Raw genomic sequence first — 17,330 nt, forward strand, 5'->3', positions numbered from 1 at the left:
TGAACCTAAAAAAACGCCGCCCCGGTTTCCCGGCGCGGCGTCAACTCTGCTGTGATCAGTGTAACCGATCAGCGGCCCGAATGGTCAGGCAGTTTCTTTCAATTGCTCCAGGATTGCCGGATTTTCCAGCGTGGAGATATCCTGGGTGATCGTCTCGCCTTTGGCCAGCACGCGCAGCAGGCGGCGCATGATCTTGCCGGAGCGCGTCTTCGGCAGGTTGTCGCCGAAGCGGATCTCCTTCGGCTTGGCGATCGGACCGATCTCCTTGCCGACCCAGTTGCGCAGCTCGGCGGCCAACTTCTTCGCTTCCTCGCCGGTCGGACGCGCCTGTTTCAGCACGACGAACGCGCAGATCGCCTCACCGGTCGTGTCGTCCGGCTTGCCGACGACCGCGGCTTCCGCCACGATCGGGTGCGCCACGAGCGCGGACTCGATCTCCATCGTGCCCATGCGGTGGCCCGACACGTTCAGCACGTCGTCGATGCGGCCCGTGATCGTGAAATAGCCCGTGTCCTTGTTGCGGATCGCGCCGTCGCCGGCCAGGTAGTACTTGCCGCCCAGTTCATCCGGGTAGTAGGCGCTGCGGAAGCGGTCGGGATTGTTCCAGATGGTGCGGATCATCGACGGCCACGGACGCTTCACGACCAGGATGCCACCCTGCCCGTTCGGCACGTCGTGGCCGGCTTCGTCGACGATGGCGGCCATGATGCCCGGCAGCGGCAGCGTGCAGGAACCCGGCACCATCGGCGTCGCGCCCGGCAGCGGCGTGATCATGTGGCCGCCCGTTTCCGTCTGCCAGAACGTGTCCACGACCGGGCAGCGCTCGCCGCCCACCTGCGTGTAGTACCACATCCACGCTTCCGGGTTGATCGGCTCGCCGACGGTTCCCAGCAGGCGCAGGCTGGACAGGTCGTAGTTCTTCGGATGGACCTTCTCGTCCGTGTTCGCGGCCTTGATCAGCGAACGGATCGCCGTCGGCGCCGTGTAGAAGATGGTGGCCTTGTGCTTCGCGATCGTGTCCCAGAAGCGGCCCGCGTTCGGGTACGTCGGCACGCCTTCGAACACGATCTGCGTGGCGCCGACCGCCGTCGGGCCGTAGCAGATGTACGTGTGGCCCGTCACCCAGCCGATGTCGGCGGTGCACCAGTAGACATCGTCCGGCTTGATGTCGAAGGTCCACTTCATCGTCAGCGCGGCCCACAGCAGGTAGCCGCCGGTCGAGTGCTGGACACCTTTCGGCGTGCCCGTCGAGCCGGACGTGTAGAGGATGAACAGCGGGTGCTCCGCATCGACCCACTCCGGCTCGCATTGTGCGCTCTGGCCGTCGACGAGGTCGTGCAGCCACAGGTCGCGGCCCTGCTGGAAGTTGATGTTGCCGCCCGTGCGCTTGTACACGATGACGTCGCGGATCGTGTCGCAGCCTCCCAGTGCCAGCGCCTCGTCGACGATGGCTTTCAGCGGCAGCGATTTACCGCCGCGCAGCTGCTCGTCGGCCGTGATGACGGCGACGGCGCCCGCGTCGATGATGCGTTCCTGCAGCGACTTCGCGGAGAAGCCGCCGAACACGACGGAGTGCGTCGCGCCGATGCGCGCGCACGCCTGCATCGCCGCCACGCCTTCGATCGACATCGACATATAGATGATGACGCGGTCGCCCTTCTTGATGCCGCGGGCTTTGAGGCCGTTGGCGAATTTGCAGACGCGCTCGTGCAGGTCGCGGTACGTGGCGCGGGTAACCTGGCCATCGTCCGCTTCGAAGATGATCGCCGTCTTGTCGCCGTTGCCGTTCTCGATCTGGCGGTCGAGGCAGTTGTACGACGCGTTCAGCTGTCCGTCCGCGAACCACTTGTAGAAGGGGGCGTTCGATTCGTCGAGGGTCTGCGTGAACGGCTTGTGCCACGCGATGTTCTCGCGCGCCAGGCGGGCCCAGAAACCTTCGTAGTCGCTGGCGGCTTCGTCGCACAGCTTTTGGTAGGCGTCCATGCCGGAGATGGCGGCATGCGCTGCGAATTGCGGGGACGGCTGGAACACGCGGTGCTCTTGCAGTCCCTGTTGTTGGGTCTCGTTCTCGGCCATACTAGTCTCCAATTAAGTAGTAGTAATTTTGCCTCATACCTTAGGCGCCCTCGCTTACTGAGCCCTTACAGGCGCGCGCTGGCCTCGGAGCGGGTCATTCTACCAACATCGGCGGACGACGAAGGCAAGCCGGCAACGCGCGACGGGTGTAGAATGTTGAGCTGTCTTGACCGCAGCCGCATTGGAAAGCCCGCCAGATGCTTGATTCGCAACCCTCGTCCAGCGCAGGAAAACGCAGCGCCCTCGCCAGTTTCATGTTCGCCAGCCGCTGGCTGCAACTGCCCCTTTATCTGGGGCTGATCCTCGCGCAGTGCGTGTACGTGTTCCATTTCTGGGTCGAACTCAAGGATCTCGTGCTCGCCGCGCTCGGCAACGAGGACGCGCTGCACCACGTGTTCCAGGCCGTCGCCGTGCCGGGCGCGCCGCTGCCGGACAAATTGAACGAAACGACGATCATGCTCGTCGTGCTGGGCCTCATCGACGTCGTCATGATCTCGAACCTCCTCATCATGGTGATCGTGGGCGGGTACGAGACGTTCGTGTCGCGCATGTACCTGGAAGATCATCCGGACCAGCCGGAGTGGCTGTCGCACGTGAGCGCGTCCGTGCTGAAGACCAAGCTGGCGATGGCGATCATCGGCATCTCGTCGATCCACCTGCTCAAGACGTTCATCAACGCCGCGGTCTACGACCCGAAGCCGTTGATCGCGCAGACCTGCATCCACGTCGTGTTCCTGCTGTCGGCGATGGCGATCGCCTACACCGACCGGATCATGATGACCACCCAGAGTGACAACAAGCACCACTGATTCCACCGTAATCCAAGACCCCCACAGCGAGAACCCCATGACTGTCATTAAACAGGACGACCTGATCGAATCGGTCGCCGCCGCGCTCCAGTACATCAGCTACTACCACCCCGCCGACTACATCCAGCACCTCGCGCGCGCGTACGAGGCCGAGCAAAGCCCGGCCGCCAAGGACGCCATCGCGCAGATCCTCACCAACTCGCGCATGTGCGCGGAAGGCAAGCGCCCGATCTGCCAGGACACCGGCATCGTCAACGTGTTCCTGAAGATCGGCATGAACGTGCGCTTCGAAGGCTTCGGCAGCGGCTCGATCACGGACGCCGTCAACGAAGGCGTGCGCCGCGCGTACAACTTCGCCGACAACAAGCTGCGCGCCTCGATCGTCGCCGACCCGCACTTCGAGCGCAAGAACACGAAGGACAACACGCCGGCCGTCGTCCACATGGAACTGGTGCCCGGTAACACGGTCGACGTGATGGTCGCCGCAAAGGGCGGCGGCTCGGAAAACAAGACCAAGTTCGTCATGTTGAATCCGTCCGACTCGCTGGTCGACTGGGTCCTGAAGACCGTCCCGCTGATGGGCGCCGGCTGGTGCCCGCCGGGCATGCTGGGCATCGGCATCGGCGGCTCCGCCGAGAAGGCCATGTTGATGGCCAAGGAGTCGCTGATGGAAGACATCGACATGTACGAGCTGAAAGCACGCGGCCCGCAGAACAAGCTGGAAGAGCTGCGCATCGAACTGTGCGACAAGATCAACGCGCTGGGCATCGGCGCGCAAGGCCTGGGCGGCCTGACGACCGTGCTGGACGTGAAGATCAATATGTACCCGACGCACGCGGCGTCGAAGCCGGTCGCGATGATCCCGAACTGCGCCGCCACGCGCCACGCGCACTTCGTGCTGGACGGCTCGGGCCCGTCGTACATCGAACCGCCGGCGCTGTCGACCTGGCCGGACGTGAACTGGACGCCGGACACGCAGAAATCGAAGAGCGTCAACCTCGACACGCTGACGAAGGAAGAAGTCGCATCGTGGCAGCCGGGCCAGACGCTGCTCCTGAACGGCAAGATGCTGACGGGCCGCGACGCCGCGCACAAGCGCATCCAGGACATGCTGGCGAAAGGCGAACCACTGCCGGTCGACTTCACGAACCGCGTGATCTACTACGTCGGCCCGGTCGATCCGGTGCGTGACGAAGTCGTGGGCCCGGCCGGTCCGACGACGGCGACGCGCATGGACAAGTTCACCGACATGATGCTCGAGAAGACGGGTCTGATCGCGATGATCGGCAAGGCCGAACGCGGCCCGGCCGCCATCGAGGCGATCAAGAACCACAAGTCCGCCTACCTGATGGCCGTCGGCGGTTCCGCGTACCTCGTGTCGAAGGCGATCAAGTCGGCGAAGGTCGTCGGCTTCGAAGACCTGGGCATGGAAGCGATCTACGAGTTCGAAGTCAAGGACATGCCCGTGACCGTCGCCGTCGACGCGACCGGCACGTCGGTGCACCAGACCGGTCCGAAGGAATGGGCCGCGAAGATCGAATCGCTGAAGCTGATCCCGGCGTAAGCCGAGCGACGGCGCGATCGATGCCATATCGATCGCGCCGTCGTACAATCCCTCCATGTCCTCATCCACGTTCTCCAACGACGCGCCGGTCGGCGTCTTCGACTCGGGCCTCGGCGGCCTGTCGATCCTGCGCCACATCCGCGCGCAACTCCCGCACGAACACCTGATCTACGTGGCCGACACGGGCTTCGCGCCGTACGGCGACAAGTCGGAACAGGTCGTCGCCGAACGCTCGCTGGCGGTGGCCCGCTTCCTCCTCGAACGGGGCGCGAAGGCGATCGTCGTGGCCTGCAACACGGCCACCATCTCCGCCGTCAAGGTGTTGCGCGCGCATTTCCCGCACATGCCCATCGTGGGCGTGGAACCGGGCCTGAAGCCGGCGGCCGCCATCACACGCAGCGGCAAGGTCGGCGTGCTGGCGACGGCGCGCACGCTGGAAGGCAGCAAATTCCTGCAACTGCGCGACCAGATCACGGAAGCGACGGGCGCCGCATTCCTGCTGCAGCCATGCCGCGGCCTCGTCGACCGCATCGAACTGGGCGACACGGCCGGCACGCGCGAGCTGCTGGTGCGCTACGTGACGCCGCTGCTCGAGCAAGGCGTCGACACCCTCGTGCTGGGTTGCACGCACTACCCGCTCGTGCGGGCTTCCATCGAAGAGGTGATCGCCTCCGCGGGCGCGCACGACGTTGCACTCGTCGACACTGGCGACGCGGTGACGCGCCAGCTGGTGCGCCTGCTCGACGCGGGCCGGTTGCTGCGCGCCGCCTCTCCCGACGCGCCCGGTACGCTGGTCGCATATACGAGCGCCAGCGCCACCGCGTTGTCGGCCGCGTTCAACAGCCTGATCGGCATCGATCCGCCCGTGCACGAGACGACGTTCGGCGTGGCCTGACGGTGCATCGCACTGCTGGGCAAACTCGATTTGCCAGAATGCGAATGACCCTATATAATCTCGTTCTGTCTCGGCAACAACGGGACAGTATGTAAGACAGTGGTGGCTGTAGCTCAGTTGGTAGAGTCCAGGATTGTGATTCCTGTTGTCGTGGGTTCGAGTCCCATCAGCCACCCCACAGAATTCGAAAGCCCGGCCTGTCCGGGCTTTTTGCATTTCGCCTCTGTCGTACGCCTCCCCCTACCTTTCTCCGATTTCTTCGTCCTGGCGCAATACCTGCCTAAATAGCACACCGCACCATCGCCTTGGCAGTCACCCGTGCGTGGACTGCCGTACTGCATAGGAAAGGCGATCCCGATGTGCGGCATCAGCGGAGTTGTCAGCAAGAATGGTTCGGCCGTCAGCCGCAAGACGATCCAGGCCATCAACGACCTGGCCGCGCATCGCGGGCCGGACGGCGAAGGTTTTTTCTTCGGTGCACAGTTCGCCCTGGGGCACCGCCGCTTGGCCATCCTGGATTTGTCGAAGGACGGCCACCAGCCTATGGAATACGGAGAAAATTACGTCATCACCTTCAGCGGCGAGATTTTCAATTACCTCGAAATCCGCGAACAGCTGACTCTCGACGGCTATCGCTTTTCGTCCGAGACGGACACCGAGGTCATCCTGTGCGCCTACGACAAGTGGGGAACGTCCTGCGTCGAGCGCTTCAACGGCATGTGGGCCTTCTGCCTGTATGACAGGGAAAAAAATATCCTGTTCTGCAGCCGCGATCGATTCGGCATCAAGCCGTTTTATTACTCGGATACGCCCCAACGGTTCGTCTTCGGCTCGGAGATCAAGCAGGTCCTTTGCGGCAAGGGCGGCAGCGCCGTCGCCAATATGCGCGCCGTACGCGCTTTTCTGATCGAAGGCCTTTCCGACCACACGCGCGAAACGTTTTTCGATGGCGTGTACGCGCTGGCAGCGGGTCATAACCTCGTGTATTCGCTGCGATCCCACCGTGTGGAGGAATGCCGCTACTACACGTTGGCGGCGCGGGACGACGTGCCGGCCTTGGACGAATGGGCCGCCTCCGAACGCTTCCTGGCCGAACTGCACCGATCGGTCGCGTACCGGATGCGATCGGACGTCAAGGTCGGCGCCTGCCTGAGCGGCGGGCTCGACAGTTCCGCCGTCGCGGCCCTCTCGTCAACCGTCTGCCGCGCGACGTCGTCGACACGGTTCCAGGCAGTCCACGCGAAAGCCGGCGCCGGCAGGCTCGACGAAAGCGGCTTTGCCCGCGACGTCGCCGCGAAGTGCGACATCGACTTGTTCGTCATCGAACCGAGCGCCGACGATTTCATGGAAGCCATCGACGAGGTCGTCTATTGCCAGGAAGAGCCGTTCGCCACCCCGTCCGTCTTCATGCAGTATTTCGTGTTCCAGAAAGCGAAGCAGATCGGATGCAAGGTCTTTCTCGACGGCCAGGGCGGCGACGAGGTCCTGCTCGGCTACGAGCGCTATTATTCGGCCTACCTCCGCTCGCTGCCATGGCACGCGGCGATCCACGAGTTCTTTTCCATCACCGGCCATTCCAGGCTCGCGCCAAGGGAGTTGCTCGGCTACCTGCTGTATTTCTCCGTGTCACGAATCCGCATCGCGAGGCTGAAACGGAAGTTCGCCTACGTCAGGCCCGAGTATCTGATCCAGTTTCCCAATATCGCGGCACTGAATGCGGCTGGTCGCAGCGTCCGCGCACTGCAAAGAGTGGAAATCGAACGGTTCCAGCTGCCCCATCTGCTCAGGTACGCAGACCGCAACTCGATGCGCCATTCGATCGAAGCGCGCCTCCCGTTTCTGGACCACCAACTCGTCGAATCGGCGTTTGGCCTGAACAACCGCTTCAAGATCAGGAACGGCTGGACGAAGCACGTCATGCGGGTCGCACTGGCCGGCCTCGTGCCCGACAGTATTTTGTGGCGCAAGGTCAAACTCGGCTTCGAGGCGCCTGACGCGGCCTGGCTCGAGGCCGCCGGCGCCGAGATGCAAGCGGTCATCGGCCGGTCCGCCATCGTGCAGCACATGTGCAAGGTCAAGCCGAACTTCGACAAGCTCGACAGGGGGACGCTCTGGCGCCTCTACAGTATCGCCAAATGGGAAGACATCTACGCGGTGCAGCTGACGGCGGGCACCGGGGAATCGCCCGGCTGCGGCAATCCCAACCGTACGCCACAACCCATCGGCATGAACTAAAATGCATGCCAGAAATGTATTAACGTCAATCATATTTGAGCAAATGAATTATTTGCCCTATACTTGAACTCAGCAAACATCCAAAAAACCGAGCGGCAGGCCTTGCGTTGACCTGACCGCCCTGCGGCCCCGCCGCATCGCCGGATGCGCTCCGCATCCACTCTGTCAACGGGTCCAGACGCCGGCCGGCACGGCCGCGCTGTGACCGCCCGCCTCCGCGCCCCGGACCGGATCCCCCATCCCGCACCGGCCCGCGCCGAGGTCTTTCATCGAGGGCCAAACACGCATGACCCCAACACGTCCATTGCAGCGAGACCATTCTTGCGCGATCCACCTGGTCGCTGGCGCGTGCGCGCTGTGCGCCGCCTTGATGGCGCCAGTGCAGGCCGCCGGCCGCAAGCCCGCGCCGGCGGTTCCGCCGACACCCGCGATCGCCGACTTCACCGCGTTGAGCGGCGCGCGGCCCGGCGACTGCGCCGCACCAACCGATCCGGCCCTGTCCACGATGGGCATGCCGACCATGCGCCGCTGCGCCTGGGGGCAGCGCGTGGAAATGTTGTACTGGCGCAGCATCCCCGCCCCGGCGGGCACCTGTCTGCCGCCGGCCGCCATCGCGTGGTACCGCCTCGCGCAAGCCATCCATGCGGACGCGCCGCCGTGGAGCGCCGCGTGGTCCGGCAGAACCATCGCGACCGGCACGGGCGACGCGCAGCAATTGGCCGCGGTCTGGCGCGGCGGCGATGGCCAGTGGTCGGCCACGCTGTGGCGCTGGCGGCCGACCGACAAGCCCGCGACGCGCACGTGGCAAGCCGGCCACTGGAACGACGTGACGCAGGCCGCGCACGCCATCGACGCGGGCAATCCGCTGCCCGCCGCGTCGCCCTTGTTCGTCGCCTGGCGCGACTCTTCGCAGGGCAAGCCGCGCATGCTGGACGGCGATACGTGGCGCTGGGTGTCCGACAAGACGTGCCTGCGCCTCGAGACCTCGGGCATCAGCCAGACCCGCATCCACCTGCCCTATTCGCGCGACGACGCGCGGCTCGAGCAGCGCAGCGGCATGCAGGTGCAACTGGCGCGCCGCTTGCCCGACGCCGAATGGCTGCAGCCGTTCACGTTGCTGGACCCGGCGAAGCCCGGCGAGCGCACGGGCGCCAAATTCATCGCCGTCTGGAAGGAAGGCCGCAGCGTCAAGGGACAGCTGTGGATCCCGTTGCGCGGCGACGCGGGCATCGTGCGTGCGCGCATCGTCAGCGACCTGACGGCGGCATCCGCCGACCCGAAGCAGCGCGCGGCCGTTGTCGAACGCGAGCTGACTGCGCTCGCCCACGCATGGGAGGTGCGCCATGAATGACGAACTGTCGACGCCCCTGTGGCTGCTGTCGCCGCTGGCCGTGCTGGGCGCCGGCCTGATGCTGGCGCTCGTGATCGGCCTCACGCTGCAGCGCTTCCGCATTCCCAAGCTGTACGGCGCCGTGATCGCGGGCCTGCTGCTCGGCGCAACCGGCGGCGGCTTCATCGACCGCGCGCTGCTGACCCAGTTCCAGGAACTGCTCAACGGCGCCGCCGCGCTCGTGCTGTTCGAGGTCGGCCGCAAGATGGACCTCGCATGGCTGCTGCGCAGCGGACGCCAGGGCGCGAGCCTGCTGCTGGCCACGCTGCTGCGCGGCGCCGCATCCGCCATCGCGCTGGGGCTCCTCGGCCTGCCGTGGGGTGCCGCGATCTTCATCGGATCGATCCTCATCGCCGTCAATCCCGTCATCCACAGTTCGATGGTGGCGGACGAAAACGCGAGCGGCACGAGCACCTTCGCCACATCGAACATGGTCGGACTCTCGAACCTCGTCGCGCTGCTGGCGCTCGCCGTCACGCTCGCGTGGACGCGCAGCCACGGCCCCGACGCCGGCGGCGACTTCGCGACGGAGCTGATGCGCCAGGGCGGCAAGCTGGTGGTCGGGGCCCTGATCGCCGTGCTGTCGTACGGCGTGTATGCCGTCGCCACGCGGGCATGCAAGGTGCCGGCCACGCTGCGGCCCGGCATGCTGCTGGCCGCGCTGCTGATCGACCTCGGCCTGTGCTCCGTGATGTCCGCGAGCGCCCTGCTCTCGCTGCTGCTGATGGGCGTCCTGCTGCGCAATGCCGAGAAGCGCGACAACGTGTTCCAGGCCCAGTTGAAGACGGCGCAGGACATCGGCTACGTGCTGCTGTTCCTGATGTCGGCCGCCCTCGTCGACCTGCAGCAGCTGCTGCACGGCTGGGCGATCCTGGCCGCCGTGACGGTATTCGTCGTGCGCATCGCGGCGACGCGCCTGGCACTGTGGCCGGGCACGGCGTGGGACATGCGCAAGCAGCATGCGATGGCGTTGTCGATGTGCTCCCTCGTGAGCTACGGCGGCCTCGTCGTCGACAACACCCTCAACGCCTATACCGGGCTCGATGCGACGTCCACCGCCGTCATGGGCGCGCTGCTGGCCCTGAACGTCCTGCTGGCGCCGGGCCTCACGTGGCTCGGCTTGCACTTGGCAGGCGAAACCTATCGAGGAAGCGCCCAATGAGCGAACTACTGAATGACGAAGCACTGGGAAAACTGAAAACGGACGCCCAGGCACAGGCAGTGTCGGGCCAGGGTCCCGCATACCTGCCCGACTTCAAGCCGTCCACGGTCGGCACGATGGGCATCGAGCTCGAACTGATGGTGCTCGACCGCCTGACCTACGACCTGTTCCCCGCCGCGCCCGACATCCTGCGCCTGCTCGACAAGCACGACAAGCCGTGGGTGCACACGCCCGAAATCACGACGTCGATGCTCGAAGTGGCGACCGCGATCCTGACGTCGTTCGACGAGGCCGCGGAGCAGCTGGAACACATCCGCACGACGGTGCAGCGCGCCGCGTTCGAGGTCGGCGCGTCGATCTCCGGCGGCGGCGCGCACCCTTTCCAGAAGTGGAACGAGCAGCGCATCTATCCGAAGGAACGCTACTTCGCGTCCGAACGCAAGTTCGGTTATCTGGCTAAACTGTTTACCGTGTTTGGCATGCACGTGCACATCGGCGCCGGCACGCCGGACGAAGCGATGCGGCTGTGCGCCTGGCTCACGCAGCGCGCCCCGCTGTTCATCGCCCTCTCCGCCAATTCCCCGTGCTGGCAGGGCGAAGTGTCGGGCTTCTGCAGCTCGCGCAGCAACGTCGTCGGCGCGTTCCCGATGAGCGGCATCCTGCCGTACGAGATCCGCACGTGGGACGATTTCCGCGCCCACTTCGACCAGCTGGCCGCGCACGGCATCGTCAACAGCATCAAGGATTTTTATTGGGACGTGCGCCCGAAACCGGAATACGGGACGATCGAGCTGCGCGTGCTCGACACGCCGTTGAAGCCCGTGTACGCGGCCGCGCTGGCGTGCTACGCGCGCGAGCTGTGCCTCGAATGGGCCGACCAGCCTGGCCGCTGGCCGGGCAGTACCAGCCGCGAGCTGTACATCTGGAACCGCTTCAACGCGGCGCGCGACGGCGTCGACGCGAGCTGGATCGATCCGGAGACGGGCGTGTCGATGCCGGCCGCGCAGGCGATCCGCGCCGACCTGGAACGGCTGCGGCGCCGCGCGCAGGACCCCGGCTTCGGCAAGGCGTGCGACGTGATCGAACACCTCATGCGGGACGGCGGCCAGGCACGCTGGCTGCGCGCCCACCTCGATGCCGGCGGCGGCATGAACGACCTGGCGCGCATGGCCAGCGAGATGTTCGAGGAGGACGCGGCGCGGGCCTGACCGTCACGAGCGGTTCGGATTGTCCGGACGGCGGTCGAAGCGGTTCGGCACGCCGTCGCGATCGCGATCGCCGTGACGCCAGCCGCCGCGGTCCAGCTCCCAGCCGCGGTCGCCCTGGCGCCATTCCGGACGATGCCAGACGTAGCCCGGGCGCACGCGCTCCCAGTGGCCGCGTATCCAGACGTAGCGGTGGCCGTTCCAGTTCCAGTAGCCCGGCGCCCACTCATAGCCGTGGCGCGCAGCCGGCACGACCTCGGCGCGCGGCGGCGGCGGCGCGACGCGGACGACGGCGACGTCGCGTGCGAACGCCTGCGCCGGCAGGACCGCGGCGCTACTTGCCAAGGCGATGGCGGCGGCACAAAGAATGCGTTTCATGGTGGCTCTCCTGTCGTTGCGTTGTGAGACCACTATAGCGATCCGCCGCGCGCGCCGACGGCATTGAAGCAGGCGCTTACATGCGAAACATGACGCCACACCCCGTAACAGATTTTCACGGGGCGAAATGCAAAAAGGGCGTCCCCGCAGGGACGCCCTTTCGGACTGTCGGGTGCCGCCAGGCCGCAGGCCTCGTGCGCTCCCGGCCAAGATGCCGGGGACGCAGAGCCTCACCTGGGGCGCCGAGCCTGGCCGGCCGGCACCCGCGCAGCGATCAGTCGAGCTTCCAGGCGTAATCGACCTTGGTCCAGGTCTGGGCCGGCGCGCCATCCTTCGTGCCCGGCTTGAACTTGCAGGACGACAGGCCCTTCAGCGCGGCCTTGTCCAGGCCCTTGAAGCCGCTCGATTTTTCCAGCTTCGAGTCGGCCACGGAGCCGTCCGTGCTGATGAGGAACGACATCGACGTGATGCCCTGCTCTTCGTTCATCAGCGAGGCCTTCGGATACTCGACCTTGCACTTGGACGGATCGAACGTCGCCGGCGTCTCGCCTGCGAAAGCGGAACCAGCGATACCCGAGACCAGCAGAGCAACCAAGCTCACAGCAAATTTCTTGTTGGACATTTTTATTACCCCCGAAAAACAAAGTTTTTTTTGATGCCGGCGCTGTCGCCGGCGCTGGACGAGCCGTCCTGGCTCAGAATTCTTCCCAATCGTCGCTGGCGGCAGCCGCTGCGACTTTCTTCGCGGTCGACGCCGGCGCATCGGCCGGGCGCTCTTCCTGGACCGGCGCCGCGGCGCGTGCTTTCGCCGCCGGCTTCTTCAGCTGCGGCTTGGCCGGACGGACGACAACGGCGCGGGTGGTTGCGGCGGCCGGTGCCGGCGTCGCCGCGACCGCGGGCTCTTCGCCTTCGGCCAGCTTGAAGATGCTGACGACGCGCTGCAGTTCCGCGGCCTGGTCCTGCAGGCTCTGGAAGGCGGCGGCCGCTTGTTCGACGAGCGCGGCGTTCTGCTGCGTCATGCCGTCCATCTCGATGATCGACAGGTTGACCTGCTCGATGCCGGCGCTCTGTTCGGCGCTGGCGCTGGCGATGTCGCTCATGATGTCGGTCACGCGCTTGACGCTGGCGACCACCTCATCCATCGTCTCGCCGGCCTGGCCGACGAGCTTGCTGCCGCGGCCGATCTTCTCGACGGAATCGCCGATCAGCTGCTTGATTTCTTTCGCCGCCGCAGCGGAACGCTGGGCCAGGTTGCGCACTTCCGACGCGACGACGGCGAAGCCGCGGCCCTGCTCGCCGGCACGGGCCGCCTCGACGGCCGCGTTCAGCGCCAGGATGTTCGTCTGGAAGGCGATGCCGTCGATGACGCCGATGATGTCGGCGATCTTGCTGGCCGAGCTGTTGATCTCACCCATCGTGCCGACGACTTGCGACACCACTTCGCCACCCTTGCGTGCCACGTCCGATGCGGTGGCGGCCAGGTGGTTGGCTTCGAGGGCATTGTCCGCGTTCTGCTTCACGGTCGACGTCAGTTCTTCCATCGCCGACGCCGTCTTTTCCAGCGAGCTGGCCTGCAGTTCCGTACGCGACGACAGGTCGGTGTTACCGGCTGCGATTTCACGCGATGCGGTCGTGATGGTGTGCGTGCCGCGACGCACCTGGCTGACGATGTCGACCAGGCTGTTGCGCATCTGTTTCATTTCCACGAGCAGGCTGCCGCGATCCGACGATTTCGTCTCGATGCCGATCGACAGATCACCTTCGGCGATGCTGCCGGCGATCTTCGCGGTATAGCCCGGTTCGCCGCCCAGCTGCTTCAGCAGGCCGCGGGTGATGACGGTGGCGGCCAGGATGCCGAACGTGACGGCCACGCCCAGCAGTACGAGCATGAAGTTACGGGCGCTGGCGAAGGAGGCTTCCGCATCGACCTGGGCCTGTGCGTTGAGCTTGTCTTCCAGCGCACCCAATTGGTCGAGCCCCTCCAGCCATTTCTTCTGGGCCGGACGGATTTCCTTGACCATCACGCGGGTGGCGTCCATCGCGTTGTTGGCCAGGTACAGGGCCGATGCCTTGGCGATGGCCGGCATGGCGGCGCCTTCCGCATCCTTCACCTGGTTCAGCAGGGTTTTTTCTTCGGCCGACGCCTCTTCCGAGAATTTCGCGGCCAGCTTGCCCTGCAGGGCATCGTACTTGGCGGTCTGTTCCTTGAAGCGGTTCAGTTCCGGCTCCATGTCCGCCGGGTCGGTCATCAGGGTCAGCGTACGCAGCGACGTGACGCGTTCGCTGACGTTGTTACGCATATCAACGACCAGGCGCGTCACGACATTATTGACGGTCACGACGTGGTCGAGCCGGTTTTGGATCTGCGCCATGCGCAGGATGCCGACGACGGTAACCATGACCAGCAGCACGAGCACCAGAGCAAAGCCCAGGCCCAGACGCACGCCGACCTTCATGTTTGCTAGATTCATTCCTTATCTTCCCTGTTTCAAGTGAACGGCCTCGCTCCAGGCCTTCTTTTTTGTTACAGAAAGTCCATCTTCCCGGTGGACTTGCGTATTTCCGTCAGGATAAATCAAAACGACGAATTTTCAGACAGAAAACATGCACTACTGTAATTATGTTTCACCACAACAACAGGATTGAATGTCGTGCAAGGAGAAGAACCCGCATTATCGACGTGTTCTTGCTTTTCGGCAAGCAAGACGATGCAAATGATTTCACAATTGCATCATTTTCTGTAGCGGATTTTGAACACCCCGGCCGCATCATGCGGCCGGGGTAGGAAAGGAACGGCTCAGGCGGCCAAGCGGAGGCGGCCTGCGGCTTCGAGGAGGAGTTCGGGGTTGCCTTCGGCGAGGCGGCGCGCGTCGGACAGCATCTGGCGATACCCGCGCGCCCCCGGCAGGCCGGCCATCAGGCCCAGCATGTGGCGCGTGATGCTGTTCAGGCGCAGGCCCAGCGGGCCGTAGCGGTCGAGTTCGGCGCGGATATACGGAATCATCGCCTCCAGCACCTGCTCGCGCGACTTCACCGGCGTCGCGTCGCCGTAGAAACGGGCGTCCCACCCCGCCATCGAATACGGGTTGTGATAGGCCTCGCGGCCGATCATGACGCCGTCCACGTGCTGCAGGTGCGTGGCGATGTCGTCGTCCGTCTTGATGCCGCCGTTGATGATGATCTCGAGTTCGGGAAATTCGCGCTTCAATTGATATGCGACTTCGTAGCGCAGCGGCGGGATCTCGCGGTTTTCCTTCGGCGACAGCCCTTTCAACACCGCATTCCGCGCATGCACGATGAACGTCCGGCAGCCGGCATCGGCGATGGTGCCGATGAAATCGCGGACGAACCCGTATTCCTCGTTGTGGTCGATGCCGATGCGGTGCTTGACGGTCACATCGATGCTGACGGCGTCGCGCATCGCCTTGACGCAATCGGCGACGAGCTGCGGCTCCTGCATCAGGCACGCGCCGAACGCGCCCTTCTGCACGCGCTCGGACGGGCAACCGCAATTCAGGTTGACCTCGTCGTAGCCCCACTGCTCGCCTAGGCGGGCGCTCTTCGCGAGGTCGGCCGGGTCGCTGCCGCCCAACTGCAGCGCGATCGGATGCTCGACGTCGTCATAACGCAGGTGGCGCTCGACGTCGCCATAGACCAGGGCGCCCGTCGTCACCATTTCTGTATATAACCACGTGTGCTTCGTGATCTGGCGGTGGAAGACGCGGCAATGGCGGTCCGTCCAATCCATCATCGGGGCAACACTAAGTAACCTCTTGTTTCTATTGGTATTATTGTCGCTCATTTTTCATATGTGCAGCTCTGAGTGCACACGAAGTGCACACAGCAGGATTTAACTGGAGCATAATCGGTACATAACTTGACGCACAAAATTTGCACACGATGGCTACGATTACGAAACTTCCTAGCGGGAAATGGCGGGCGCAAGTCCGAAGGGGTGGAATGTATCGAGGAGAGACGTTCACCCTGAAACGTGACGCTCAGGCATGGGCACAGCAGATTGAAGTGCAAGCAGAACACATAGTCGCGAGTGGCTATCAGCCAGTCCCCGAAGGCTATAGCGTCGGCAACCTAATCGACGCCTACGGGCAAGAGTGTAACATGGGTGGGCGGACTAAACAGGCGACCCATGCCATGCTGAGGCGTGAACTCGGCAGCATCCCGTTGAAGCGTCTAAACAGTATCCACCTACGAGACTTCATCGACAAGAGACTCAAGGCTGGCGCTGGAGGGGTGACGATTGCGGCCGACCTATCATTCTTCGGTGCGATCCTGAAATGGGGGAAGCACTCGCGCAAGCTGGATGTACCCGCTGACCTCGCGCGCGACGCGCGGCGTGACCTTACAGCCCGTAAAGTGAACACTCGCAGCAATGAGCGGGAACGCGAGCCAACGCCGACAGAGCTTGAAAAGCTGTTTGCATATTGGCGAGACAACAAACGCCAGAAAATCCCGATGGCAACGCTCTGTGCGTTCGCTTTGGAAACCGCGATGCGACAAGATGAGATTTGCTCGATACTGGTGGAAGACGTGGACCGGGAGAAACGTACTGTCATTATCCGTGACCGCAAGGACCCACGCAGAAAGGCGGGCAACGATCAGAGAGTTCCCCTGCTCCCTGATGCCTGGAAGCTTGTCGAACCGATACTCGCCACACGAGAAGCTGGCCGCATCTTTCCCTACCAAGCAGGAAGCGTTAGCACAGCATTCACGCGCGCGTGTACAAAGCTAAAGATCGTTGACCTCCATTTCCATGACCTTCGACACAAGGCGACGAGCGACCTATTCCGGAAGGGGTTAACAATTCCACAGACTGCCCTGCTCACTGGTCACAAAACATGGACACAACTGAAAAGGTACACGCACACCAAAGCGGAAGACGTTCACGCAGCGATCGCTGCGCTGACGAATAGCGGACTGAAGGCCCCTACGCATGACTAAGCGAGCGAAGCAAGCAGACGCTGTTGACATCAGCAAACGGATTCGTGATGGCTTCGGGCTAAAGAACGACTTTTCCCACTCCTTTCTGGCAGGAAGAAAAACGACGTTCGCAGCAGCCTTGCTTGATACTCCCAAAACGTTCGTAATGCACATGGACATGGTGCTTCGCAAGATCGAACCTCAACTGTCGGAGGAAGCTCGTCCACTCTACGACGAAATGAAGAAGTTGGTAGAAGAAATAGAAAAGGAGAGGCCACGCAATCGCGTGTGGCGCTTCCCCCTGGCTCTTAACCCCTCAAAAGCCGCAGCACGTGCTGAGACAGCCAGATACATCGCAAAGCGCGAACGGATCATGGTGCTGCTTGAGGAAGCGGAAACACTTCACCGGACAGCACCTGCCCTCGCTGCGCAGAAGGCACAGGCTTCACTTGGTAAGGCACAGAGCGTACGCGCTTCACAAAACCGCAAACCCGATCTCGATGACGACAAGCGGAGAAGCATCGCAAAACGCTACTGGTATGCCAAGGAAAACGACGAGTCCTACGGCGTCGTGAAGGCCTTGGCGGCCGAGTATGGAGTAAGCGCCACGACAATCCAAACTATTGTGAAAAAGTTCAAACCAAACTGAATTCGCAAGTAGCCGGGGCTGCTGTTTGA

Annotated in this window: 14 protein-coding genes and 1 tRNA gene; 10 read left to right on the forward strand and 5 right to left on the reverse strand. The window is 63.8% G+C overall.

Annotated features, from left to right (window positions below; all coding sequences use genetic code 11):
* Positions 1-84: 84 nt before the first annotated feature.
* On the reverse strand, positions 85-2,076 hold the full coding sequence (acs, locus tag NX784_RS27345) for an acetate--CoA ligase (protein ID WP_258819828.1): 1,992 nt from the start codon (positions 2,074-2,076) through the stop codon (positions 85-87).
* Between the two features lie 197 nt (positions 2,077-2,273).
* On the opposite strand from acs, the gene NX784_RS27350 reads away from it, so the two are divergent.
* The 8 genes from NX784_RS27350 to NX784_RS27385 all read left to right on the forward strand — a co-directional run bounded on the left by NX784_RS27350 (position 2,274) and on the right by NX784_RS27385 (position 11,339).
* Positions 2,274-2,885, forward strand: a complete 612-nt coding sequence (locus tag NX784_RS27350) for a YqhA family protein (protein WP_258819829.1) — start codon at positions 2,274-2,276, stop codon at positions 2,883-2,885.
* 37 nt (positions 2,886-2,922) lie between these two features.
* Positions 2,923-4,449, forward strand: a complete 1,527-nt coding sequence (locus NX784_RS27355) for a fumarate hydratase (protein ID WP_258819830.1) — start codon at positions 2,923-2,925, stop codon at positions 4,447-4,449.
* A gap of 55 nt (positions 4,450-4,504) precedes the next feature.
* Positions 4,505-5,344: a glutamate racemase gene (murI, locus tag NX784_RS27360; protein WP_258819831.1), complete on the forward strand. Its 840-nt coding sequence runs from the start codon at positions 4,505-4,507 to the stop codon at positions 5,342-5,344.
* A 102-nt stretch (positions 5,345-5,446) separates the two neighbouring features.
* Positions 5,447-5,522: transfer RNA gene (locus tag NX784_RS27365), tRNA-His, on the forward strand.
* 179 nt (positions 5,523-5,701) lie between these two features.
* A complete protein-coding gene (asnB, locus tag NX784_RS27370; RefSeq protein ID WP_258819832.1) occupies positions 5,702-7,579 on the forward strand; it encodes an asparagine synthase (glutamine-hydrolyzing) in 1,878 nt (625 codons plus the stop codon).
* A gap of 286 nt (positions 7,580-7,865) precedes the next feature.
* Positions 7,866-8,930, forward strand: a complete 1,065-nt coding sequence (locus tag NX784_RS27375) for a hypothetical protein (RefSeq protein ID WP_258819833.1) — start codon at positions 7,866-7,868, stop codon at positions 8,928-8,930.
* A complete protein-coding gene (locus NX784_RS27380) occupies positions 8,923-10,131 on the forward strand; it encodes a cation:proton antiporter domain-containing protein (RefSeq protein WP_258819834.1) in 1,209 nt (402 codons plus the stop codon). The genes NX784_RS27375 and NX784_RS27380 overlap by 8 nt, the downstream gene beginning before the upstream one ends.
* Positions 10,128-11,339, forward strand: a complete 1,212-nt coding sequence (locus tag NX784_RS27385) for a YbdK family carboxylate-amine ligase (RefSeq protein ID WP_258819835.1) — start codon at positions 10,128-10,130, stop codon at positions 11,337-11,339. The genes NX784_RS27380 and NX784_RS27385 overlap by 4 nt, the downstream gene beginning before the upstream one ends.
* A 3-nt stretch (positions 11,340-11,342) precedes the next feature.
* Here NX784_RS27385 and NX784_RS27390 read toward each other — a convergent pair whose 3' ends face one another.
* The 4 genes from NX784_RS27390 to dusA form a co-directional block, all read right to left on the reverse strand.
* Positions 11,343-11,714, reverse strand: coding sequence for a YXWGXW repeat-containing protein (locus NX784_RS27390; protein WP_258819836.1), 372 nt, complete (start codon positions 11,712-11,714; stop codon positions 11,343-11,345).
* Between the two features lie 274 nt (positions 11,715-11,988).
* A complete protein-coding gene (locus NX784_RS27395) occupies positions 11,989-12,336 on the reverse strand; it encodes an energy transducer TonB (protein WP_258819837.1) in 348 nt (115 codons plus the stop codon).
* 73 nt (positions 12,337-12,409) lie between these two features.
* Positions 12,410-14,185, reverse strand: coding sequence for a methyl-accepting chemotaxis protein (locus NX784_RS27400; RefSeq protein WP_258819838.1), 1,776 nt, complete (start codon positions 14,183-14,185; stop codon positions 12,410-12,412).
* Positions 14,186-14,511: 326 nt separating this feature from the next.
* Positions 14,512-15,516: a tRNA dihydrouridine(20/20a) synthase DusA gene (gene dusA / locus NX784_RS27405; protein ID WP_258819839.1), complete on the reverse strand. Its 1,005-nt coding sequence runs from the start codon at positions 15,514-15,516 to the stop codon at positions 14,512-14,514.
* Positions 15,517-15,737: 221 nt separating this feature from the next.
* Here dusA and NX784_RS27410 point away from each other — a divergent pair, with 221 nt between their 5' ends.
* Complete coding sequence (locus tag NX784_RS27410; protein ID WP_258819840.1) at positions 15,738-16,673, forward strand: tyrosine-type recombinase/integrase; 936 nt, start codon at positions 15,738-15,740, stop codon at positions 16,671-16,673.
* Positions 16,666-17,301 carry a hypothetical protein gene (locus NX784_RS27415; RefSeq protein WP_258819841.1) on the forward strand — a complete coding sequence of 212 codons (636 nt, stop codon included), beginning with the start codon at positions 16,666-16,668 and terminating at the stop codon, positions 17,299-17,301. The genes NX784_RS27410 and NX784_RS27415 overlap by 8 nt, the downstream gene beginning before the upstream one ends.
* Positions 17,302-17,330 lie beyond the last annotated feature (29 nt).

The sequence above is a fragment of the Massilia pinisoli genome, assembly GCF_024753285.1.
Classification (GTDB): Bacteria; Pseudomonadota; Gammaproteobacteria; order Burkholderiales; family Burkholderiaceae_D; genus Telluria; species Telluria pinisoli.